The sequence below is a fragment of the Quadrisphaera sp. GCM10027208 genome (assembly GCF_042658805.1).
Classification (GTDB): domain Bacteria; phylum Actinomycetota; class Actinomycetes; order Actinomycetales; family SCSIO-59966; genus SCSIO-59966.
Window position 1 is genome coordinate 214065 of sequence record NZ_JBHSRC010000001.1, and the last position, 23086, is coordinate 237150.

Here is a 23086-nt window from a genome sequence, read left to right on the forward strand (position 1 = left end):
GGTCAGCCCAGCAGACGCAGGACGCTCTGCGGGACCTGGTTGGCCTGGGCCAGCATGGCCGTGCCGGCCTGAGAGAGGATCTGCGCCCGGGTGAAGGACGTCATCTCCTTGGCCATGTCGGTGTCCCGGATCCGGGACTCCGACGCGGTGAGGTTCTCGGCCGCCACGTTCAGGTTGTTGATCGTGTGGTCGAGGCGGTTCTGCACCGCACCGAGGGTGGAGCGCTGAGAGGACACCGAGTCGATCGCCGTCTGGATCGTGGTGATCGCGCTACTCGCGGTCGCCGCGTCCGTTGAGACGTCGAGACCGGTGGTCACGCCCGTCGCACCGTCGAGGGTCCCCACACCGAGGGTTTGCGCGTCCATCGCCCCGATCGAGACCGAGAGCGTCTGGTCGGCGTTGGCACCGATCTGGAACTGCGCGGCGGTGAAGCTGCCGTCCAGCAGCTTCTTGGTGTTGAACTCAGTGGTGTCGGAGATGCGGGTCAGCTCCGACGCGAGCTGGTCCACCTCCTTCTGGATCTGTGTCCGGTCGGCAGAGGTGTTCGTGTCGTTGGCGGACTGCACCGCGAGCTCGCGCATCCGCTGCAGGATCGAGTGCGACTCGTTGAGCGCGCCCTCCGCGGTCTGGATCAGGCTGATGCCGTTCTGGGCGTTGGCGACGGCCTGGTTGAGGCCCTTGACCTGGCCGCGCAGCTTCTCGCTGATGGCCAGGCCGGCGGCGTCGTCGGCAGCGCGGTTGATCCGCAGGCCCGAGGACAGCCGCTCCAGGCTCTTGGAGAGCTGGCCGTCGGTGACCGACAGGTTGCGGTACGCGTTGAGCGCCGCGACGTTCTGGTTGATCTGGAGACCCATGGTCGTCCTTCCTCCGTGAGTTGGTCGCCCGGTGCGGGCGCCGGGGTCCCGTCCGTGGGACTCCGGGTGGTGCCTGGCACACCGTCCGTGGCGTGCCGGGTGCTCATTCGGCGGCGGCGACCTCTTCCTGAGCGGATCCGCGGAACTTTTCCCGGCCGGACGACGCCGTCCGCGGGGCGGGCACGCTGACCCGGGTCCGGTAGTCCGCGTGCGCCGCGACGGCCGCGTAGTAGGCGGCCCGGCGGCGGGCGGCCGCACCGTCCCGGCGCGGCTCCCGGGCACCGGCACCGGCCTCCAGCTGGGCGGCGATACCTTCCCGCATCAGCGCCACTGCCTCGGCGCGCATCTGGGAGATCCGCGACTCACTGACCCCCAGCTCGGCGGAGAGCGCCGCCATCGGCAGGTCCTCGAAGAAGTACCCCTCGACGACCCGACGCAGCCGGTCGGGCAGGCACTCCACGGCGGCGAGCAGGTACGCCTGCCGCTCCCGTTCGAGGATCACCTGCTCGGGGGTGGGCGCGCCGTCGGGCAGCTCGGCGGCGACGTCCCGCGTCTCGGCGACGTGCTGGTAGCTCAGCACGACGGAACGGTGGACGTCGTCGTCGACCCCGTCGAGGTCCCGCACGGAGATGCCCAGGGCAGCGGCGACCTCGGCCCGCTCCGGCCGGCGTCCGAGCTGGCAGGTCAGCTCGTCGACGACCCGGTCACGGCGGCGCACCTCGGCACGCACGGAGCGGGCGGCCCAGTCCATCCGCCGCAGCTCGTCGAGCAGGGCACCGCGGATCCTCGTGCGAGCGTACGAACCGAACGGGCCTCGCTCGGGCTGGTAGGAGCGCACCGCCGCGACGAGCGCGGCGTTCCCGGCGGAGACCAGGTCGTCCCGGCTGACGTGACGTGGCAGCCGGCCCGCCAGCTCCGCGACGAGGTAGCCGACCACCGGGAGGTGGTCACGGACCAGTGCGTCCTCGTCCGCCGAGGACAGCAGCGACTTGGGCACGAGGACTGCCTCGGGGCGGCGACGTCCGTGGTTGAGCCGTGACGGCGGGGCGTTCGACCGAATTCACCCGTTCGCCACGGCACCGGCCGGCGGTCTCCCGGTCCGCGGGGCCGGCCCCGCGCTGCGGAACTGCTCAGGTCTTTCCGCAGCGTGCCGATGGTGCAGCTGTCAGCGCAGCACGGGCCGTCGTCGACGGCCGGACGGATCGAGGGTGGAGTGACCGTGGGCGAAGCCTTGGGCGAGGTGTCCAGCACGCTCTGGCGGGAGCGAGAGCTGCTCGAGCTGCTCCAGTTCAAGCTGGAGGAGGAGCAGCTCGTGCTCGCTGCCCAGCGCAGTCGCTGGCTGCCGCACGCCACCCGCGAGGTGGAGATGGTCCTCGAGGAGATCAAGCGCGCCGAGCTGGCGCGGGCCGTCGAGGTGGAGCGGGTCGCCGAGCTGCTGGGCCTGGCGGCCGCGCCGAGCCTGCACGAGCTCATCGAGACGGCCCCGGCCCCCTGGGGTGACATCCTGGCCGAGCACCGCAAGGCCTTGATGGCGGCGACCGAGGAGATCCAGTCCCTCGCGAACGCCAACCGGGACCTGCTGCAGGCGGCTCACCGGGCAGCACGCGAGGCGCTCGCCGCCCTCAGCGAGCCGGAGACCACCCGCACCTACACCGCCTCCGGACGCGCGTCCCGCCCCTCGGGACCCCGACTCGTCGACGGGGCGATGTGAGGTGTCGAACTTCTCCGGTCTGAACATCGGGCTGTCGTCCCTGTACGCGCAGCAGCGCGGCCTGCAGGTGACCGGGCACAACATCGCCAACGCCAACACCGACGGCTACAGCCGCCAACGGATGAACCTGTCGGCCAACCACGGCCCGGTGAGTCCTGCCGTCCACTCCCGCTGGTCGGGTGCCGGCAACGGCGTCACCGTCGACGGCACGGACCGCGTCCGCGACGAGTTCCTCGAGGGCCGGGCGCTCGTCGAGCACGGCCGCGACGCGGCCCTCCGCGCCGTGAACGGGGTTCTGCGCGAGGTGGAGACCACGTTCGCCGAGCCGGGAGACATCGGCCTGCAGTCGCAGATGTCCGACTTCTTCAACGGCTGGGACGACGTCGCGAACAACCCTGACGACCTGGCGGCCCGCACCCAGCTGCTGGAGCGGGCGGAGACCCTGGCAACCGGCCTGAACCGGGCCGCGGCGGGCCTGACCGGGCTGCGTGACGTCTCCGTCCAGCAGCTCGACGCCCTGACCGAGGAGGTGAACGCGACGGCCACCCGGGTGGCCGAGCTGAACCAGGCAGTCTCGGTGGCGACGCGCAGCGGCCTGTCCCCCAACGACCTCGCCGACCAACGGGACCGGCTGGTCAGCCAGCTGGCCGACCTCGTCGGCGCGACCCGCCAGGTCGACCAGGACGGCATGGTGACCGTGCTGGTCGCCGGCCGCCCTCTGGTCAGTGGTCCCGACACCCTCGAGCTGGAGCTCTCCGGTACCGACCCCGCACAGCTGACCTGGGCCGCGGACGGAGCCGCTGCCAGCATCGTGGGCGGGCAGGTGGGCGGGCTGCTGTCCTCGGTGAACGAGATCCTGCCGCGCCATGCCGCGCGTCTCGACGAGATCGCCGCGGCCCTGGCGGACACGGTGAACACCGTCCACGTCGACGGGGTGGACCAGGCGGGGAACGCCGGGCAGCCGCTGTTCGTGTCCGCGTCGGGGCCGCTCACCGCGACCAGCATCCGGGTCGGCCTGTCGGACCCGACTCAGCTCGCCGCCGCGGAGACCGGGTCTCCGGCGGGCAGCCGGAACGGCGGGAACGCGATGAGACTGGCCGAGCTGGCGGGTGCGACCGGCAGCTCGGACACGCTGTACCGGGCGTACATCGTCGACCTCGGAGTGGAGGTGCAGACCAGCCTCCGGCGCGTCGACATCCAGGCGCAGATGACGGCCCAGGTCGACGCCGCCCAGGAGGCCGTCTCCGGTGTCAACCTCGACGAGGAGATGACGAACATGATCACGTTCCAGCGGGCGTACGAGGCGGCGGCGCGATTCGTCACGTCGGTCGACCAGATGCTCGACACGCTCATCAACCGCACCGGCCTGGTGGGCCGCTGAGCCGGCCCCGGCCGCCTGGCAGGAGACTCCCGTGACCGCGTTCCGCATCACCCAGCGCACCGTCGCCCAGACATCGTTGCAGGGGCTGCAGGGCAACCTCGACCGCATGCAGCATCTCCAGGAGCAGCTCTCCTCCGGGCGCTCGCTGAACCGGCCGTCGGACTCCCCTACCCGCACGGTGCAGGCCATGCAGCTGCGCGGCGACAACGCCCGCACCGAGCAGTACGCCCGCAACGCCGAGGACGGCCTGGGGTGGCTGGCCACGGCGGACACCGTGCTGACCCGCAGCCTCGACCTGGTGAACCGCGCCCGGGAGGTGACCGTGGCCGGGATGACGGACGCGATCCCTCCGGCGGCACGCGAGGCGATGGCCATCGAGATCGACAACCTGCGGCAGGGGCTCCTCGAGGTCGCCAACACGAGGTACCTCAACGTGCCCCTGTTCGGGGGCACCACCTCGGGCGTGGCGGCGTACGACCCCGCCACCGGCACGTACGTCGGGGACAACGGCGTCCTCAAGCGCACCGTTGCCTCCGGGACCGCGGTCGAGGTGTCCTTCACCGGACCAGCGGTCTTCGGTGACGACGGCGACCCGTCCCAGCTGTTCGCCGTCCTGGACCGCATCAGCCAGCACCTGCGCACCGACGCCGACGCGGACGGCGCCGTCGACCCGAAGGTCAACATGGAGGACCTGACCACCGATCTCGGCGACCTCGACACGGCGATCGACCGGATGCTGTCGACCCTCGGGCAGGTCGGCGCGCGGTTCAACCGGGTGGAGACGCTGCGGGACACCGCTGACGACAAGGTCCTCACCGGGACCAGCCGGCTCGCCGAGACCGAGAGCGTCGACCTGGCCAGGACGATCGTCGACCTGCAGCTCCAGGAGGTCGCCTACCAGGCCGCGCTCGGTGCGACGGCACGGGTCATCCAGCCGTCGCTCGTGGACTTCCTGCGCTGAGGCGTGGAATGCGCTCAGGCGTGGATACAGTCACTGCCGTGCTGACCGACCTGCCCGGCGAGCTCCCGGAGATCACCATCCCTGCCGGGATCGTCGGGTTCCCCGGAGCCCACCGGTTCGCGCTGGTCTCCGTCTCCGACGACGTGCCGTGCTTCGTGCTGAGGAGCCTGGACGACGAGAACGCCCAGTTCGTCGTCGTCCCGCCCACCGTGTACTTCCCCGAGTACGCGCCGTCACTCGACGACGGCACCGCCACCTCCCTCGGGCTGGAGGACGCCGAGGACGCGCTGCTGCTGTCGGTGGTGACCCTCGGCGAACGGGCTGAGGACTCCACCGCGAACCTGTTCGCGCCCATCGTCGTCAACGCTCGGACCCGGACCGCGGCCCAGGTGCTCCTCACCGGCTCCCCGTACCAGCTGCGCGAACGACTGCCCCTGTCCTGACCTGCGACGCGCTCCGGTGGCAACCGGACGGATCACGCCGCCGGGAACCGCCCAACCTGCCCGGGACCCGCCGATCGGCTCAGGACCCGGCTCAAGACCGGGCAGTCCCGATCCGACACCACAGGTGTGGGCCGCACCGTGATGAAGACCGCCATCCCCGCCGCCGTCATCCTGATCGTCGTCATGCTCGTCGTCCCGCTGCCGGCGGCGGTGCTCGACATGCTGCTGGTGGTCAACATCACCGCCGGTGTGCTGATCCTGCTCATGAGCATGTCGGTGAAGCGGCCGTTGGACTTCGCGATCTTCCCCTCCCTGCTGCTGATCGCCACGATCTTCCGGCTCGCGCTCAACGTCAGCTCCACACGCCTCGTGCTGCTGGACGGCTACGCCGGGAAGGTCATCGACGCGTTCGGACACGTCGTGATCGGTGGGTCGCTCGTCGTCGGCATGGTGGTCTTCGCCATTCTGGTCCTCGTCCAGTTCATCGTCGTGACCAACGGCGCGGGCCGGGTGGCCGAGGTGTCCGCGCGGTTCACCCTCGACGCGATGCCCGGCAAGCAGATGGCGATCGACGCCGACCTGAACTCCGGTCTGATCGACGAGGACACCGCCCGCACCCGGCGCGCCGAGGTCACCGCGGAGGCTGACTTCTACGGGGCGATGGACGGCGCGTCGAAGTTCGTCAAGGGTGACGCCATCGCCGGCATCCTCATCACCGTGATCAACCTCGTCGGCGGCTTCTTCACCGGCGTCGTCCAGCGTGGGATGCCGATGGGCGAGGCGGTCAACACCTACAGCCTGCTGACCGTCGGCGACGGCCTCGTCGGGCTGATACCTGCGCTGCTGATCTCGGTCGCCACCGGGATCATCGTCACCCGCTCCACCTCGGACGGGGACATGGCCAGCGACCTGGTCGGACAGTTCTCCCGCCAGCGCAAGGCGCTGCGCCTCGGCGGGGCCGCGGTGTGCCTGCTCGCCCTCGTGCCTGGCCTGCCCATGATGCCGTTCCTCGTCGTGGGCGGCGCCGTGCTGCTGGCGACGCTGCGCATCCCGGACCCCGACGCCCCTGCCGTCGCGACGGACGACGGGCACGCCGAGCCAGCGGCCCCGGCAGCGGACTCCCCGGAGGCGCTGGCCGCCGAGATGCGCGTCGAACCGCTGCAGCTCGAGGTGGCGTACGACCTCGTCGACCTGGTCGACGTGGCCAGCGGTGGCGACCTGATGGACAGGATGCGGGCGCTGCGCCGCAAGATCGCCCTCGAGCTCGGGATCGTCATCCCCCTGGTCCGTACCCGTGACAACCTGGACCTGCCCCCGCACACCTACGCCATCCGGGTCCACGGGGTGGACGTCGCGAGAGGCGAGGCCCCGGCGGGGCACGTGCTGGCGATCGGGGACGACCTGGGGTCGCTGCCGGGGGCCCCCACGACCGAGCCCGTCTTCGGGCTGCCGGCGCGCTGGGTACCGGCCGAGTTGGCGCAGCAGGCCGAGATCGCCGGCGCCACCGTCGTCGACCGAGCGTCCCTGCTCATCACCCATCTGGCCGAGGTGGTCCGCGAGCATGCCGGTCGCCTTCTCAGCCGCGAGGACGTCAAGTCACTGGTCGACATGGTGAAGAGGAGCCACCCGACGGTGGTCGAGGAGCTCACCCCCTCCCAGCTCTCGCTGGGCGAGGTGCAGCACGTGCTGCAGGCGCTGCTGGACGAGCAGATCTCGATCCGGGACCTGCCCCGGCTCTTCGAGGCGCTGTCCGAGCGGGCCCGCACCTCCAAGGACCCAGAAGCCCTGGTCGAGGCCGCGCGGACGGCGATCGGCCCGGCGATCTCCTCCGCCCTCGCCGAGGACGGCCGGCTGCGCGTCGTGACCTTCGAGCCGCTGACCGAGCAGCGACTGCTGGAGTCGCTGCGCACCGGCGAGGGCGGCAGCTTCCTGGCGCTGGGGCCGCAGGACGCCGAGCAGCTGATGATCGACCTCGCCCAGGTGTCCCAGACCGCTGAGCAGGCCGGTGAGCAGGTGGTGCTCGTCTGTGCGCCGCAGGTGCGGGCGGCAGTGCGGCGACTGGTCCGGGTCACCGTCCCCCGCATGCCGGTGATCGCCTACTCCGAGCTCTCCAGCCGGCTCCAGATCGAGACGAGAGGTGTGATCGACCTTGCCCGGGATGCAGTTACAGCTTGAGGGACCCGACCTCGACGAGCTGCTGGCTCGGGTGCGCCGAGAGTGCGGTCCCGAGGCCCGCATCGTCCAGGCTGACCGGGTGCGCACCGGGGGGATCGCCGGCTTCTTCAGCCGAGAGCGGTTCGAGGTCCTCGTCGAGGTCGAGGACGTGACCGACCCGACCGGGCTGACCGAGACGACCGGTCTCACCGACACGACCGAGCTGCCCGACACTACCGGGCTCACCGACACCACCGAGCTCACCGACACCACCGAGCTGACCGAGATGGCCGACCGGGTCAGCACGGCGGAGCGCTTCGCTGCACTGCGACGTGACAGTGCCAGTGACAGTGCCAGTGACAGTGACGAGGCACAGACCGCCTCGCCCGTGGAGCCGGCCGCAGCACCGGCGGCCGCACCACGAGCAGCCCCACCACGAGCAGCCACACCACCTGCCACCGTGAGGCCCGCCGTGTCGACCGAGTCGGCCTCGTTCCGAGAGGTGCTGACCAAGCTCACCAGGCTCTCGGGGGTCGAGGACCGCTCGGGGCTGCCGGCACCCGGCGGCCCCGTACCGGACGGACAGGCACTCACCTCGATGGTCACAGCGGTCATGCGGCTCCCCGAGCCGCCCGCTGCCCGGCTCGGCGACGGGGACGTCCTCGCCCTGGTGGGCGAGACGACCGCCGCGATGCGCCTCGCACGTGACGTGGCGGCCGAGACGCGGCTACCGACCGATGCGATCACGCTGGTGAGTCGCGGGGGGCCGACCGAGCGGCTTCCCGCCAGACTGCGGGCCAGCGGCCCGGAGAGTGCGGCGCAACGACGGGCCCAGTGGAGCCGGCGAACCCACCCGACGATCGTCGTGGTGGACGCGCCGCTCAGCCTTCGCGGCGTGCAGTGGGCGGCGGAGACCCTCAGCGCACTCCAGCCGTGCACGACGTGGGCGGTGGTCGAAGCGTCCCGCAAGCCGGAGGACGTCAGGGCCTGGGTCGAGCGGCTGGGCCGTGTCGACGCCCTCGCCGTCGACGACCTCGACTCGACAGCGGACCCGGCATCGGTACTCGCGGTCGGCGTCCCGGTCGCTCGCCTCGACGGTCGGCCCGCGACCCGCAGCGCGTGGGCGGGCGTGCTGGCCGCACGGCTCGCCGACCAGGGGGCCCGGTGACCGCCGACAACGGACGGCTCGAGACCCGGGCATGGCCCAGGGAGGGCACACCGCTGCAGGTGCGGCTCGGAGCCGACCCGGCGCTCGCGCAGAGTCTGGCACGGGCCTTGACCAGGAACGACCTCGTCGTGTCCGCACCCGTGCGGCTGGTCGGCGGGTCCGCGGTCACGGCGCTGCCTCCCGAGGACGGGCGCGTGATGCTCTTCTGGGAGAGCCCCGCGGGCCGAGGGTCGCTCGCCGCACAGCTGCAGGACCATGACCGGCACGACTGGGTCCTTCGTCCCCTGGGCCCAGGGCAGCTGCAGCAGCGCCGGGCGGCGGTGCGCGAGAAGGTCCGGCTGCCGATGACGTTCACGGCGGGCGCTGCGGAGGTCCCGGGGCACACCGTCGACATCAGCGAGACGGGGCTGCGCGCCGTGCTCGTCAGCGAGCCGCCGACGGGCCGGGCGACCGTTGTGCACCTGACGCTGGACGGCGTCGACCTGTCCGTGCCATTCGTGGTGCTGCGGTGCGAGCAGACCGACAGCGGGACGTGGGTGGTGACCGGCCGCTTCAACCACTCACCACGTGTCGCCGACGTCATTCGCCGGTACGTCTTCACCCGGCAGCGTCAAGCAATCCGGAGAGGGCTGTAGATGGAACCGACACCACCGCCTGCCACCCCGGGGCCTCCGGTGGGGATCGTCCTGCTCGGCACCCTGCTGATCGCCGTCCCCCAGCTCCCGGCCCTGCTCTCACAGCACGAGCCGCTGGAGTCGTTCGCCCTTCGCATCCTCGCGGCACTGCTCATCAGCTGGGCAGGGTGTGAGGTGGTGTACCGGGTGATGCACCACTACGCGCTGCGGAACGCCCTGGCTGCGCGGCAGGAGGAGGATGCGCTGGCGAGGCCCCCGGGGGGCCAGCGACGAGACGACCAGCCGGCGTGACTCCCCGACGACTGAGGACCGAGCCGCTCCATGAGCACGCCGTCGAACTACCTGTTCAGGCGCACCTCGTCCATCCGGCGGTCCAGCTCGGCGTTGGCCGCGTCGATGACCTCGTGAAGGCTGTGCCGCAGGCGAGAGATGCCGCGCTCCAGCTGCGTGATCCGCTCGATGGCCGCCTGGAGGCCCTCGTCGGACAGCGATGCCGGCACGCTGGTCCGCGGGTCGAGAGCGGCCGCCTCGCACTCCTCCACGGAGTCCGTGACCGCCTCGACGGAGCCGACGGAGTGCTCCGCGACCCGCGCCGAGGTCTCGGCCAGGGCGGGAGCCAACGAGGCGACGAGCTCCTGCATCGTCCGAGCACCGGAGCCGTACACGCCGTCCTCGGCCCGCTGGCGTCGCTGGCGGTCCATGATCAGCACGTCCAGCCGGCCCTGGAGCAGGCGGCGCACGTACGACACCCGGTCCTCGCGAGTCTGGGTCTCGTCCCGACGGGCCCGGATCTCCTCCTCGTCCATGTCGTCGAACCCCAGGACGAGGGCGACGTCGAGGAGGCGCTCGCCGTGCCGCGGGTCCCCGTGCTCGAACGGGGCACGGAGCCCGCCCTGCGGGGAGCTGGCCGGAGACGGCCGATCAGGTGGCACTGTCAGCGCACCTCGCTCGCGGTCGGTGGGACGATCACACCGTCATGGTCGGCCGCTGTCCCGGATTTCTGAGCAGAGTCCCTCCGGGATCACCCACGAGGACCATCACCTGGTGGGCGATCGGCCCCGGACGTCCCCCCGCACCTCGTCGACCGTGCCGACGGCACCCTGACGCCGTGAGCGAGTGACCGGTCCAACACCTACCATCGACGTGGAGCAGGCAGAATGCTGGACGACGGAACGTTGACGAGGACATGACGACCAAGCTGGTGCAGCGCGTCGAGCGCGTGGTGATCCGGTTCGCCGGCGACTCCGGCGACGGGATGCAGCTCACCGGCGACCGCTTCACCGCCGAGACCGCGTCCCTGGGCAACGACCTGGCCACGCTGCCGAACTTCCCCGCGGAGATCCGCGCGCCGGCCGGCACGCTGCCCGGCGTGTCGAGCTTCCAGCTGCACTTCGCCGACCACGACGTCCTCACCCCCGGCGACGAGCCCGACGTGCTCGTCGCCATGAACCCGGCAGCCCTGCGGGCCAACCTCGCCGACCTGCCCCGCGGCGGCACCGTCATCGTCGACTCCGACGCGTTCGGCGCCCGCGCACTGGCCAAGGTCGGGTACGCGACCAACCCCGTGGAGGACGGCAGCCTGGAGTCCTACCGGGTGCACGCGCTGCCGCTGACGTCGATGACCGTCGAGGCGCTGAAGCCGTTCGGACTGTCCCGCAAGGACGCCGAGCGGTCGAAGAACATGTTCGCGCTCGGGATGCTGTCGTGGTTGTACGACCGCGGCACCCAGGGCACCGAACGGTTCCTGCGGACGAAGTTCGCCACGAAGCCGGACATTCTCGAGGCGAACCTCACCGCGTTCAAGGCAGGGTGGGCGTTCGGGGAGACCACCGAGGCGTTCGCCGTCCGCTACCAGGTCGCGCCCGCGCCGGCGAAGCCCGGCACCTACCGGAACATCACCGGGAACGTCGCCCTCGCCTACGGCCTCGTCGCCGCAGCGCACCGCGCCGGCCTGCCGCTCGTCCTCGGCTCCTACCCGATCACACCGGCCTCGGACATCCTGCACACGCTCTCGGGGCTCAAGCGGTTCGGCGTCACGACGATGCAGGTCGAGGACGAGATCGCCGGGGTCGGGGCCGCGCTCGGGGCCTCGTTCGGCGGCGCCCTCGGGGTGACGACGACGTCCGGGCCGGGTCTGGCGCTCAAGAGCGAGACGATCGGCCTGGCCGTCTCCCTCGAGCTGCCCCTCGTCGTCGTCGACGTCCAGCGCGGCGGCCCGTCGACGGGTCTGCCGACGAAGACGGAGCAGGCAGACCTGCTGCAGGCGATGTTCGGGCGCAACGGGGAGTCGCCGGTCCCGGTCGTCGCGCCCGCCTCGCCGACGGACTGCTTCGACGTCGCGTTCGAGGCGGTCCGGATCGCGACGACCTACCGGACGCCGGTGCTGCTGCTGTCCGACGGGTACCTCGCCAACGGCTCCGAGCCGTGGGCGGTGCCGGACGTCGCCACCCTCCCCGTCATCGACGCCGACCAGGCCACCGCGCCGAACGGGCTCGCCGACGACGGGGTCACCCCGGCGTTCCGGCCCTACCTGCGCGACCCGCAGACCCTCGCCCGGCCGTGGGCGGTGCCCGGCACCGCCGGGCTCGAGCACCGCATCGGCGGGCTGGAGAAGGCCGACGTCACCGGCGAGATCTCCTACGACCCGGACAACCACGACCGGATGGTCCGGCTGCGGCGGGCGAAGATCGACGGCATCGACGTCCCCGACCTCGACGTCGACGACCCGGACGGCGCCGCACGCGTCCTCGTCCTCGGCTGGGGGTCCAGCTACGGACCGGTGGCCGCCGGCGTCCGCGCCGCCCGGGAGAGCGGGCTGTCCGTCGCCCACGCCCACCTGCGTCACCTCAACCCGTTCCCGGCCAACCTCGGCAGCGTGCTGCGCGGCTACGACCGGGTGCTCGTGCCCGAGATGAACCTCGGCCAGCTCGCGCTGCTGCTGCGCGCCCGGTACCTCGTCGACGTCGTCGGCTACAACCGCGTACGCGGCCTGCCGTTCACCTCCGGCGAGCTCGTCGACGCGATCTCCCAGCTCGCCCAGGAGGTCCAGCCCCACCCCGCCCACGACACGGAGGTCCCCGCGTGACCACCGACCTCGGCACCCCAGCGCACCGCACCGGCCTGGACGCCGTCCCGCGCCTGACCGAGGGTGTCTCCCTCGGCAAGAAGGACTTCACCTCCGCCTCCGAGGTGCGGTGGTGCCCCGGCTGCGGCGACTACGCGATCCTGGCGGCCGTCCAGTCGTTCCTGCCCGAGCTCGGCATCCGCAAGGAGAACGTCGTCGCGGTCTCCGGCATCGGCTGCTCCTCACGCTTCCCCTACTACCTCGACACGTTCGGGATGCACTCGATCCACGGCCGCGCGCCGGCGATCGCGACCGGACTGGCGACGGCGCGCCCCGACCTCAACGTGTGGGTCATCACCGGCGACGGCGACGCGCTGTCCATCGGCGGCAACCACCTCATCCACGCGATGCGCCGCAACGTCAACCTGACCATCCTGCTGTTCAACAACCGGATCTACGGGCTGACGAAGGGCCAGTACTCCCCGACGTCCGAGATCGGCAAGGTCACCAAGTCGACACCGGCGGGCTCGGTGGACGCCCCGTTCAACCCGGTCTCGCTGGCTCTGGGGGCGGAGGCCACCTTCGTCGCCCGCACGCTGGACTCCGACCGCAAGCACCTCACCTCGGTGCTGCGGGCCGCCGCCGAGCACCGCGGGACGGCGCTGGTGGAGATCTACCAGAACTGCCCGATCTTCAACGACGGCGCGTTCGACGTGCTCAAGGACCGGCAGGAGTCGACGGCCCGGCTCATCCACCTCGAGCACGGCCGCGAGGTGCGCTTCGGCGCACCGGAGGCCGAGCGGGTGGTGGTCCACCGCCCGGACGGCGGGCTCGAGGTCGTCGACGCCGCGGACGCCGGTGACCGGCCCGTCGTCGTCCACGACGTCGCGGCCGAGGACCCGACGGCGGCGTTCGCGCTGTCCCGGCTGGACGACCCGACGATGCAGCACGTGCCGGTCGGGGTGTTCCGCGCCGTCCAGCGACCGACCTACGACGACCTCGTGCGAGCGCAGGTGGACGACGCGCGACGGGCCGCGGGTGGTGGCGCGGACGACGAGGACCTCGCCCGGCTGCTCGCCGGCTCCGACACCTGGACCGTCCCCTCCTCTCAGTGACGATCCACTCCCCCCTTCGTGATCATGCAATTCCGCCACCCTCGACCCGCGCCCCCTCGTGATCATGCAGTCCCGCCACCCTCGACCCGCGCGCCCCCGCGTGATCATGCAATCCCGCCACAAAATGCTGGATTCGGCACGGTTTTCGCGGCGTGTCGCGCCACCAACCCAGCATTCTGCGAGGGGCGGGGGGACTTGGGGGACGAGGGGAGCTGGGGGGCGGGGGACTTGGAGGCGGGGGAACAAAGGGTGGGCGGGATTGCATGATCACGGGTGGGGGTGGGTGGGGGCTGCGGAGTGATCAGGAGCGGGGACGGGCGAGCGGTCGGGTAGCGTTCGCCCGTGACGTCCCATGAATCCGAGGTCCGCCGCGGCACGCTCTACGGCGCAGCGGCCTACCTCCTGTGGGGTGTCTTCCCGCTATACTTCCCGCTGCTGCGGCCGGCCGGCGCGATCGAGATCCTGCTGCACCGCGTGGTGTGGTCGCTCGCCGTCTGTCTGGTCCTCGTCGTCGTGCTGCGGACGTGGCGGGAGGTCGACGCGGTGCTGCACTCCCCGCGGGCGCTGGGCATGCTCGCTGTCGCCGCCGCCGTCATCGCGGTGAACTGGGGGACCTACATCTACGGCGTCAACTCCGGCCAGGTCGTCCAGGCGTCGCTGGGCTACTTCATCAACCCGATCGTGACGGTGGCGCTGGGAGTGCTCGTGCTCGGTGAGCGGCTCCGCAGGGCGCAGTGGGTGGCGATCGCCATCGGCGCCGTCGCCGTCGTCGTGCTCACGATCGACTACGGCGGACCGCCGTGGATCGCGCTCACCCTGGCGTTCTCCTTCGGTGTCTACGGACTGGTGAAGAACCGGGTCGGCCGCGGCGTCGGCGCGCTGACCAGCCTCACCGTCGAGACCGCCGTCCTCGCCCCGGTCGCCCTCGTCGTCCTGCTGTGGCTGGGGGCGTCCGGCAGCAGCACATTCACCACCGAGGGGACGTCGCACGCCCTGCTCCTCGTGACCACCGGCCTGGTCACGGCGGTCCCGCTGCTGTTCTTCGCCTCCGCGGCCAGACGCGTGCCGTTGACGACCATCGGGCTGCTCCAGTACCTCGCACCGGTGCTGCAGTTCACGATCGGGGTGCTCGTCTTCCGCGAGACGATGCCACCGTCCCGGTGGGCCGGCTTCGCCCTGGTCTGGACCGCGCTCGTCGTGCTCACCGCGGACACGCTGCGATCGAGCCGGGCCCGCGCGCGGCTCGCTCGTGCGGCCGAGGCTGCGGCGACCTGAGACAGCGCAGAGCACCGAGGTTTCACGTCCGGTTCATCCGGCTTTCGCTGGCGGGGGGTGGGTGCGGCTCCTAACGTCGCACGGGTCCGCTCGAGCCATCCCGGAGGTTCCTGTGACCCTCGCTCCCGAATCCCCGCGGCGCCTGCTGCGGATGCTCGGCCACACCCAGGGCACCCGCAGCGCGACCGTCTGCCACTGGAAGTGCGCCGACCAGTGCGCGGACGCTCACGCCGTCCGCAGCAGCTCCCCGACCTTCGCCGAGGTCGCCGAGACCGCGCTCTCCCGCCGTTCGGTACTGGCCGGGGGACTCGGCGCTCTCGTGCTGGGTGGCATCGCCACCGGCGTCCCCGCGGCTGCGGCCCCGCCAGCCGGTCACGGTCAGGGGCCCGTCGCCACCCGGCCTGGCAGCGGACTGTCCTTCACCCCACTGGACCCCGCTCCTGCCGCGGACGTCGACGAACTGACCGTACCCGCCGGGTACGACTGGACGGCGATCATGGCCTGGGGCGACCCGGTGGTCGCCGGCGCGCCGCTGTTCGACTTCGACCACCAGAGCGCCGAGGCCCAGAAGCAGCAGTTCGGCTACAACAACGACTTCCTCACGTTCATCCCCCTGGCCGGGCGCAACCGGGCCCTGATGGTCGTCAACCACGAGTACACCAACGACGACCTCATGTTCTCCGGCGTCCCGGCCGACGAGGCGGAGCGCGTGGAGCGGCTGGCCATCGCCATGGCCGCGCACGGCATGTCTGTGGTCGAGGTGGCCCGGCGTGGCCCCCGCCGGCCGTGGGAGCCCGTGCCGCGCTCACGGTACGGACGCCGGATCCACCAGCAGACCGAGTTCCGCCTCACCGGCGCGGCCGCCGGCTCGACGTACCTGCGGACGTCCGCGGATCCGAGCGGCACAACCGTCCTGGGCACGGTGAACAACTGCGCCGGCGGGACGACGCCCTGGGGCACCGTGCTCTCCGGAGAGGAGAACTTCCAGGGGTACTTCAAGCGCAACGCCGACCTCGACCCGCGCAACGCCCTCTACGGGATCAGCTCGACCGGGCGCGGCTGGGACGCCGTCGAGCCGCGCTGGGACCTGGCGAACGAGCCCAACGAGGTCAACCGCTTCGGCTGGATCGTCGAGCTCGACCCGAGCGACCCGACGTCGACACCTCGCAAGCACACCGCTCTGGGACGTTTCAAGCACGAGGGCGCGACCGTGAGCATCGCCGCCGACGGCCGCGTGGTCGCGGTGATGGGTGACGACGAGGGCGGGGAGTACCTGTACAAGTTCGTGTCCCGCGACCGGTTCCAGGACGGTCCGAGCCCTGCGGCCCGCCGCCACAACATGACCCTGCTCGAGGAGGGCGACCTGTACGTCGCCCGTTTCGAGGCGGCGGGGGACCCGGCGGCGACCTACGACGGCACCGGCACGTGGCTGCCGCTGGTCGTGGACGGAGAGTCCAAGGTCCCCGGCTTCACGGTGGATGAGGTGCTGGTGTTCACCCGGGCAGCCGCCGACGTCGTCCAGCCGACGCCGATGGACCGGCCCGAGGACGTAGAACGCAACCCCGGCAACGGGTTCGTCTACGCGGCTCTGACCAACAACGCCGGCAGGACGACCGCGGACCCGGCCAACCCCCGGACCCCCAACCGGTACGGCCAGGTGGTGGAGCTGCAGGAGCGGGAGGCGACGGACCTGGAGTTCACGTGGTCGCTCGTCGTGGTCTGCGGAGACCCGCAGGACCCGACCACGTACTTCTCGGGGTACCCGAAGGACCAGGTCTCCCCGATCTCGAGCCCGGACAACGTCGCGTTCGACTCGGCTGGCAACCTGTGGATCTCCACCGACGGGCAGGGCAACCTGGGCCTCAACGACGCGCTGCACCTGGTGCCGGTCGAGGGCCCCGAACGAGGGCACGTGCAGCAGTTCCTCGCCGTCCCGACCGGTGCGGAGACCTGCGGTCCGGTGATCGACGACGAGAGCTCGTCGGTGTTCGTCGCCGTCCAGCACCCCGGCGACGTCGACGGGGCCACGCCGGAGCAGCCGGCGTCCACGTTCCCGTACGGCCGGACCGTCTATCGGGCGGACAACGTCAAGGGCCCGCGGCCGGCCGTCGTCCAGGTGTACCGGACACGCTGAGCCAGCGACCTGCCGGGCCCACGCCGCGGTCTGCCTCGGTGTGGGCCCGGCAGCGGCTAGCGGGTGCGGTCGGCGACGCTCCGGGCGAAGGCCTCCAAGGCGTCCCGGGCCGCCCCGGCGGGCAGCGGCACCAGCGCGTCGACCGCCTCCTGCGCCCAGGACTGGGCGGCAGCCCGGGCCTCCTCCGTCGCCGGGTGCTCGCGCAGCTCCCGGACGACGTCCGCGAGGACGACGTCGTCCGACAGGTCGCCGTCCAGCCGCTGGACCAGCCGCCGCGCCGCGGCCTCGCCGCGCTCGGCGGCCCGCCGCACGAGCAGCACCGGCAGGGTCGGGACGCCCTCGCGAAGGTCGGTGCCCGGCGTCTTGCCGGTGTCCGCGCCGGCGAGGTCGATGACGTCGTCGGCGAGCTGGAAGGCGATACCGACCCGCTCCCCGTAGGCGACCATCACCTCGATGACGTCGCGGCCGCAGCCGGCCAGCTCGGCGCCGAAGCGACCCGACGTGGCGATGAGCGAGCCGGTCTTGTCCGCGAGCACCTGCAGGTAGTGGTCCACCGGGTCCTGGCCAGGTCGCGGTCCCACCGTCTCGTGCAGCTGCCCCAGGCACAGCCGCTCGAACGTGGCCGCCTGCACCCGGACGGCCTGCGGCCCGAGCCCGGCCACGATCCGCGAGGCACGGGCGAACAGCAGGTCCCCGGTGAGGATGGCGACGGAGTTGCCCCACACCTGGTGGGCGGCGGGCGCCCCCCGGCGAACCGGCGCGGAGTCCATGACGTCGTCGTGGTAGAGGGTCGCCAGGTGGGTGAGCTCCACGACGACGGCCCCGTCGACGACCTCCGGGCGAGTGGGGTCCCCGAGGTGGGAGGCGAGCAGCGCCAGCATCGGTCGCACCCGCTTGCCCCCCGCCTGGACGAGGTGCCGGGACACGGAGTCGGCGAGCTCGTCGGTGTGCGCGACGGCGTCGAGCAGCCGGGACTCCACCTCCAGCAGCCTGGTGGTGATGTCCTCGGCCAGCACAGGGTCCGCCGCCGGGACGTCCCAGACGCCGTCCACCGTCCCCGCGCGGGCGGAGGGGGCTCCGCTCACGGCAGCGCCAGGGTGCTGGCCGCCAGGTCGAGCACGGGTGCAGGCAGCACGCCGAGTACGAGGGTGACTGCGGCACCGATCGCGATGGCCGCACCCATCAGGGGACTGGGCAGAGCGACCGCGGTCGGCGTCGCCGGCGGCGGCGAGAAGTACATGAGCACGATCACCCGGACGTAGAAGAACGCGGTGACGACGCTCACGAGGACCCCGAGGACGGCGAGCCAGGCGTACCCGCCCTCCACGGCGGCGAGGAACACCGCGTACTTGCCGGTGAACCCGCTGGTCAGCGGGATCCCCGCCATCGCCAGGAGGAACAGCGTGAACACCGCGGCCAGCACCGGGGCGCGGCGGGCCAATCCGGCCCACTGGGACAGGTGGGTGGCCTCACCGGTGACGTTGTCGGCGGCGTCCCGCTCGCGGACCAGCGAGATGACGGCGAAGGCGCCGAGCGTCATGAAGCCGTAGGCCAGCAGGTAGAACAGCACGCCGGTGATGGACAGCTCGCGGGCGCCGGCCACGGTGGACGTGGCCATGGCGGTGAGGATGAAGCCGGCGTGGGCGATGGACGAGTACGCCAGCATCCGCTTGATGTCGGTCTGCACGACGGCGACCACACCACCGACGATCATCGTCGCGGCGGAGATCACCGCCACGACGAGCCCCCAGTAGTCCTCGAGCACGGGGATGGGCAGGGCGTAGAACAGCAGGTGGAGGATCGCGCCGAACGCGGCCACCTTGGTGGCGGCGGCCATGAACCCGGTGACCGGGGTCGGGGCACCGGTGTAGACGTCGGGCGTCCAGGCGTGGAACGGCACGGCGCCGACCTTGAACAGCAGACCGGACAGCACCAGGACGATGCCGGTGACGAGCATGAGGCTCGGCGCGCCCTGCGGGTCCGCGAGCAGCTGGGTCGCCCCGCCCTGGGACATCCGGGCCAGCATGCCCGGCAGGGACACCGTGCCGGTCGTCCCGTAGATGAGCGCGGCGCCGTAGATGAACAGCCCGGAGGAGAACGCTCCCAGCAGGAAGTACTTGACGGACGCCTCCTGGGAGAGCAGCCGGCGCCGCCGGGCGAGGCCGGCGAGCACGTACAGCGGCAGCGACAGCAGCTCGAGGGCCACGAACATCGTCAGCAGGTCGGCCGCCGTGGCAAAGATGATCATGCCGCCGAGGGCGAACATCATCAGCGGGAAGACCTCGGTGGTCTGCAGTCCCGCCCGCCGGGCGGCCTCCTCGTAGTCCGAGCCGGGCACGGACGCCGCCTGCGGGGCGAAGGCGTCCCCGCTGTCCCCGCGCTCGGCGACCGTGAGCACCGCGGTGAGGCCGAGGACGAGCAGCGTGCCGGTGAGGAAGAGGCTGATCCGGTGGTCGAACAGCGCCGAGCCGCCGACCAGGTCCTGGCCCACGGTGTCCCACCGCAGGGCGACGACGACCACCGCGGCCGCCAGCGCGACGACGGCCACGGCCAGCTGGACGACGCGCCGACCGCGCCGCGGGGCCAGCGCCTCGACGAGCACGCCGAGGACCCCGGCACCGAGAACGATGAGCGCCGGCGCCAGCGCGGCCCAGTCGATCTCCGGCGGGGTGAACGTGGTCACCTGCGCGGCGAGGACGTTCACTGGTCATCCCTTCCAGCAGTGGCGGCACCGGGCACGGTCGGCTCGGGGTCGGTCACGCCGACCTCCTGCATGGTCCGCTGCACGGCGGGGTCGAGGACGTCGAGGACGGGCTTGGGGTACACGCCGAGCGCGACGATGATGGCGAGCAGCGGGGCGACCACCCAGGCCTCGCGGGCCCGCATGTCGGGCAGCGCCTTGACCGGCTCGGTCGCCGGCCCCGTGAACATCCGCTGGTAGGGCAGCAGGATGTAGACGGCGGCGAGGATGACGCCGAGAGCGGCGACCACCGCAGCCCACTGCCAGCGGGCGTAGGTGCCGGCGAGCACGAGGAACTCGCTGACGAAGCTCGACAGGCCGGGCAGCGCCAGGCTGGACAGGCCCGCGACGAGGAACGTGCCGGCGATGACCGGCGCGACCCGCTGGACGCCGCCGTAGTCGGCGATCCGGGCGGTGCCGCGCCTGGCCACGAGCATCCCCATGATGAGGAACAGCGCGGCGGTGGTGAACCCGTGGTTGACCATGTACAGGGCCGCGCCGTTCTGCGCGGTCGAGGTCATCGCGAAGATGCCGAGCACGATGAACCCGAAGTGCGACACCGACGTGTAGGCGATGAGCCGCATCATGTCCGTCTGCCCGATGGCGACGAGAGCGCCGTAGAGGATCGAGATCACCGCCAGGACGGCGATCGCCGGGGCGGCCCACCGGCTCTCCTGCGGGAACAGCGGCAGCAGCAGGGTCAGCATCCCGAACGTGCCGACCTTGTCCAGGACGCCGACGAGCAGCACCGAGGTCCCGGGCGGCGCCTGGCCCGCGGCGTCCGGCAGCCAGGTGTGCACCGGCCACATCGGCGCCTTGATGGCGAACGCGATGAAGAAGCCGAGGAACATCAGCCGGCCGGCGGTCTCCCCGTGGTCGAGGCCGACGAGGTTCTCCACCAGGAAGCCCTCGGGACCACGGGGGCCGGACAGGTACAGGGCGATGACGGCGACCAGCATGAGCAGCCCGCCGAGCAGGCTGTACAGGAGGAACTTCACCGCGGCGTACCGCCGCTGCGGTCCACCGAACATCCCGATGAGGAAGTACACCGGGATGAGCATCGCCTCGAACAGCACGTAGAAGAGGAAGACGTCGCGGGCCGCGAAGACCCCGATCATCATCGTCTCCACCAGCAGCAGCAGGGCGAAGAACGTCCGTGTCCGGGCGGGGTCGGTGCCCGCGTCGTGCCAGCCGGCGAGGACGACGACGGGGGTGAGGACCGCGGCGAGCGCGATCATCGTCAGCCCGATGCCGTCGATGCCGAGGGCGTAGGACACGCCGAGCTGGGGGATCCACGGGTACGTCTCGGTGAACTGGTGGGCGCCTGCCGCGGCGACGTCGAACGTCAGCGCCATCGCGACGACGACGAGGAGCGTCAGCAGGGACACGCCGAGGGCGAGGGGCCTGGCCAGCCGGCGGGCGGAGGCCGGCAGCAGCCAGAGCACGAGCGCCCCGACGAGCGGGATCAGTCCCGCCGTCGTGAGCCAGGGGAAGCCGGAGCTCAGCACGTCACCTCACCACCAGGAGCATCAGCAGGACGAGTACGACGCCACCGAGCATCGAGGCGGCGTAGGAGCGGACGAACCCGGTCTGCAGGCGCCGCAACCGGTTGGCCACGCCCCCGACCGCGGAGGCGACCCCGTCGACCGCTCCGTCGACACCACGGCTGTCGACGAACACGAGCGAGCGGGTGAGGTACTGGCCCGGGCGCATGAACACCGCCTCGTTGATGTCGTCCTGGAACAGGTCGCGCCGGGCGGCGCGGGTGGCCAGGGAGCCGCGGGGCGCGGTGACCGGGACCTCGGACGCCGCGTACTGGCGCCAGGCGAGGAAGGTGCCGACGGCGACCAGCAGCAGCGTCAGACCGGTGATGACCGGGACCGGCAGCACCGGGTGGGCCTCGTGGTCGTAGCCGACCGCCGGCTCCAGCCACGAGGTGAAGGCCCCACCGATGACGAGCAGCCCACCGAGGGCGACCGAGCCGATCGCGAGCACGACCATCGGCACGGTCATCAGCGCCGGTGACTCGTGCGGGTGCTGCTGGGGGTCCCACCGACGTCGGCCGTGGAAGGTCATGAAGAACAGCCGGGACATGTAGAAGGCGGTGAGCCCGGCGGTGAGCAGGGTCACGGTCCCGAACACCCACGGTCGCCAGCCCTCGCCGACGAACGCGGCCTCGATGATCCGGTCCTTGCTCCAGAAGCCGGACAGGAACGGGAACCCGATGATCGCCAGCCAGCCGGCGCCGAAGGTGAGCCACGTCGTCCGCATCTGACCGGCGAGCTCTCCGAAGCGGCGCATGTCGACCTGGTCGTCCATGCCGTGCATGACGGAGCCGGCGCCGAGGAACATCCCGGCCTTGAAGAAGCCGTGGGTGACCAGGTGGAAGATCGCGTAGACGTAGCCGACCGGGCCGAGCCCGGCGGCGAGCATCATGTAGCCGATCTGCGACATCGTCGAGGCCGCCAGCGCCTTCTTGATGTCGTCCTTGGCCATACCGACGACCGCCCCGTACACGAGGGTGATGGCGCCCACGACCACGACGACGAGCTGGGCGGTCGGCGCACCCTCGTAGATGGGGCCGGAGCGGACGACGAGGTAGACGCCCGCCGTCACCATCGTCGCCGCGTGGATGAGCGCGGACACCGGCGTCGGACCGGCCATCGCGTCACCCAGCCAGGACTGCAGCGGGAACTGCGCCGACTTGCCGGCGGCGGCGAGCAGCAGCATGAGGCCGATGAGGGTGAGCAGCCCCTCCGAGGCCTGACCGACGCCACCGAGGACCGTGCCGAAGTCGACCGCGCCGAACGCGGCGAACATCGCGAAGATCGCGATGAGCATGCCGAAGTCGCCGACCCGGTTGACGAGGAACGCCTTCTTGGCGGCCGCCGCGTACGCCGGGTTGTGGTTCCAGAACCCGATGAGCAGGTAGGACGCGAGCCCCACGCCCTCCCAGCCGACGAACAGCAGCAGGTAGCTGTCGGCCAGCACGAGCAGCAGCATCGCCGCGACGAAGAAGTTGAGGTAGGCGAAGAACCGGCGCCGGTCGGGGTCGTGCTCCATGTACGCGACCGAGTACACGTGGATGAGCGAGCCGACGAAGGTGACGAGCAGGACGAAGGTCATCGACAGCTGGTCGACGAGCAGCCCGGCGTCCAGGTTGAACGCCCCGGCCGGCACCCACTCGAACAGGTGGACCGAACGGGCACGCTCCTGCGCCGGCGAGCCGAGCATGGCGACGAACACGGCCGCCCCGACGGCGAAGGAGGCCCAGCTCAGCGCGACGGCGAACCAGTGGCCCCACCGGTCGGTGCGACGACCACCGAGCAGGAGCACGGCGGCACCGAGCAGCGGCAGCGCGACGAGCAGCCACGCGGCGGACTGCAGGCCGGTCGCCGGCAGCACGTCGGCCGCGGCAGCAGAGGCGGTGATCACAGGCTTTCGCTCCTCG

General features: G+C 71.7%; 19 protein-coding genes. 12 read left to right on the plus strand and 7 right to left on the minus strand.

From position 1 onward, the window contains the following. Positions 1 to 2 precede the first annotated feature (2 nt). Positions 3 to 854 carry a flagellin gene (locus ACFP6A_RS01155; RefSeq protein ID WP_379600928.1) on the minus strand — a complete coding sequence of 284 codons (852 nt, stop codon included), beginning with the start codon at positions 852 to 854 and terminating at the stop codon, positions 3 to 5. Positions 855 to 957: 103 nt separating this feature from the next. Beyond that, on the minus strand, positions 958 to 1851 hold the full coding sequence (locus tag ACFP6A_RS01160; RefSeq protein WP_379600930.1) for a sigma-70 family RNA polymerase sigma factor: 894 nt from the start codon (positions 1849 to 1851) through the stop codon (positions 958 to 960). Between the two features lie 222 nt (positions 1852 to 2073). Here ACFP6A_RS01160 and ACFP6A_RS01165 point away from each other — a divergent pair, with 222 nt between their 5' ends. The 8 genes from ACFP6A_RS01165 (at position 2074) to ACFP6A_RS01200 (ending at position 9598) form a co-directional block, all read left to right on the plus strand. Beyond that, on the plus strand, positions 2074 to 2565 hold the full coding sequence (locus ACFP6A_RS01165; protein ID WP_379600931.1) for a flagellar protein FlgN: 492 nt from the start codon (positions 2074 to 2076) through the stop codon (positions 2563 to 2565). 1 nt (position 2566) lies between these two features. After that, the gene (gene flgK, locus ACFP6A_RS01170) at positions 2567 to 3946 is read left to right on the plus strand and encodes a flagellar hook-associated protein FlgK (protein ID WP_379600933.1); all 1380 of its coding nucleotides are present in this window, start codon (positions 2567 to 2569) and stop codon (positions 3944 to 3946) included. Positions 3947 to 3977: 31 nt separating this feature from the next. Beyond that, on the plus strand, positions 3978 to 4907 hold the full coding sequence (gene flgL / locus ACFP6A_RS01175) for a flagellar hook-associated protein FlgL (protein WP_379600935.1): 930 nt from the start codon (positions 3978 to 3980) through the stop codon (positions 4905 to 4907). A 38-nt stretch (positions 4908 to 4945) separates the two neighbouring features. Then, positions 4946 to 5350, plus strand: coding sequence for a flagellar assembly protein FliW (fliW, locus tag ACFP6A_RS01180; protein ID WP_379600936.1), 405 nt, complete (start codon positions 4946 to 4948; stop codon positions 5348 to 5350). Between the two features lie 141 nt (positions 5351 to 5491). After that, positions 5492 to 7525, plus strand: coding sequence for a flagellar biosynthesis protein FlhA (flhA, locus tag ACFP6A_RS01185; RefSeq protein WP_379600938.1), 2034 nt, complete (start codon positions 5492 to 5494; stop codon positions 7523 to 7525). After that, complete coding sequence (locus tag ACFP6A_RS01190) at positions 7509 to 8672, plus strand: hypothetical protein (RefSeq protein ID WP_379600940.1); 1164 nt, start codon at positions 7509 to 7511, stop codon at positions 8670 to 8672. Before flhA ends, ACFP6A_RS01190 begins: the two co-directional genes overlap by 17 nt. Further along, positions 8669 to 9307, plus strand: coding sequence for a PilZ domain-containing protein (locus tag ACFP6A_RS01195; protein WP_379600941.1), 639 nt, complete (start codon positions 8669 to 8671; stop codon positions 9305 to 9307). The genes ACFP6A_RS01190 and ACFP6A_RS01195 overlap by 4 nt, the downstream gene beginning before the upstream one ends. Next, positions 9308 to 9598: a hypothetical protein gene (locus ACFP6A_RS01200; protein ID WP_379600942.1), complete on the plus strand. Its 291-nt coding sequence runs from the start codon at positions 9308 to 9310 to the stop codon at positions 9596 to 9598. Positions 9599 to 9645: 47 nt separating this feature from the next. On the opposite strand, the gene ACFP6A_RS01205 is transcribed toward ACFP6A_RS01200, so the two are convergent. After that, positions 9646 to 10239, minus strand: coding sequence for a hypothetical protein (locus tag ACFP6A_RS01205; RefSeq protein ID WP_379600943.1), 594 nt, complete (start codon positions 10237 to 10239; stop codon positions 9646 to 9648). A 254-nt stretch (positions 10240 to 10493) separates the two neighbouring features. Between ACFP6A_RS01205 and ACFP6A_RS01210 the strand changes: the two genes are divergently transcribed. From ACFP6A_RS01210 to ACFP6A_RS01225, 4 genes are all read left to right on the plus strand, one after another. Then, entirely contained in the window at positions 10494 to 12392 is a 1899-nt protein-coding gene (locus ACFP6A_RS01210) for a 2-oxoacid:acceptor oxidoreductase subunit alpha (RefSeq protein ID WP_379600944.1), read from the plus strand. Then, positions 12389 to 13486, plus strand: a complete 1098-nt coding sequence (locus ACFP6A_RS01215; protein ID WP_379600945.1) for a 2-oxoacid:ferredoxin oxidoreductase subunit beta — start codon at positions 12389 to 12391, stop codon at positions 13484 to 13486. The genes ACFP6A_RS01210 and ACFP6A_RS01215 overlap by 4 nt, the downstream gene beginning before the upstream one ends. Positions 13487 to 13828: 342 nt before the next feature. After that, positions 13829 to 14761 carry an EamA family transporter RarD gene (gene rarD, locus ACFP6A_RS01220; RefSeq protein ID WP_379600946.1) on the plus strand — a complete coding sequence of 311 codons (933 nt, stop codon included), beginning with the start codon at positions 13829 to 13831 and terminating at the stop codon, positions 14759 to 14761. A 112-nt stretch (positions 14762 to 14873) separates the two neighbouring features. Next, positions 14874 to 16895, plus strand: coding sequence for a PhoX family protein (locus tag ACFP6A_RS01225; protein WP_379600947.1), 2022 nt, complete (start codon positions 14874 to 14876; stop codon positions 16893 to 16895). 56 nt (positions 16896 to 16951) lie between these two features. On the opposite strand, the gene ACFP6A_RS01230 is transcribed toward ACFP6A_RS01225, so the two are convergent. The 4 genes from ACFP6A_RS01230 to nuoL are packed head-to-tail and all read right to left on the minus strand — an operon-like array spanning position 16952 to position 23070. Beyond that, a complete protein-coding gene (locus ACFP6A_RS01230) occupies positions 16952 to 17980 on the minus strand; it encodes a polyprenyl synthetase family protein (protein ID WP_379600948.1) in 1029 nt (342 codons plus the stop codon). Then, positions 17977 to 19599 carry an NADH-quinone oxidoreductase subunit NuoN gene (gene nuoN, locus ACFP6A_RS01235; RefSeq protein ID WP_379600950.1) on the minus strand — a complete coding sequence of 541 codons (1623 nt, stop codon included), beginning with the start codon at positions 19597 to 19599 and terminating at the stop codon, positions 17977 to 17979. Before nuoN ends, ACFP6A_RS01230 begins: the two co-directional genes overlap by 4 nt. Further along, a complete protein-coding gene (locus ACFP6A_RS01240) occupies positions 19596 to 21140 on the minus strand; it encodes an NADH-quinone oxidoreductase subunit M (RefSeq protein WP_379601435.1) in 1545 nt (514 codons plus the stop codon). The genes nuoN and ACFP6A_RS01240 overlap by 4 nt, the downstream gene beginning before the upstream one ends. A 4-nt stretch (positions 21141 to 21144) precedes the next feature. Continuing rightward, a complete protein-coding gene (gene nuoL, locus ACFP6A_RS01245; RefSeq protein WP_379600951.1) occupies positions 21145 to 23070 on the minus strand; it encodes an NADH-quinone oxidoreductase subunit L in 1926 nt (641 codons plus the stop codon). Positions 23071 to 23086: the final 16 nt, after the last annotated feature.

What these genes read in the sequence shown, in the direction of transcription:
- ACFP6A_RS01155 (WP_379600928.1), bottom strand. Translation starts at nt 854, where the DNA reads ATGGGTCTCCAGATCAACCAGAACGTCGCGGCGCTCAACGCGTACCGC.
- flhA (WP_379600938.1), top strand. Translation starts at nt 5,492, where the DNA reads ATGAAGACCGCCATCCCCGCCGCCGTCATCCTGATCGTCGTCATGCTC.
- ACFP6A_RS01190 (WP_379600940.1), top strand. Translation starts at nt 7,509, where the DNA reads ATGCAGTTACAGCTTGAGGGACCCGACCTCGACGAGCTGCTGGCTCGG.
- ACFP6A_RS01200 (WP_379600942.1), top strand. Translation starts at nt 9,308, where the DNA reads ATGGAACCGACACCACCGCCTGCCACCCCGGGGCCTCCGGTGGGGATC.
- ACFP6A_RS01210 (WP_379600944.1), top strand. Translation starts at nt 10,494, where the DNA reads ATGACGACCAAGCTGGTGCAGCGCGTCGAGCGCGTGGTGATCCGGTTC.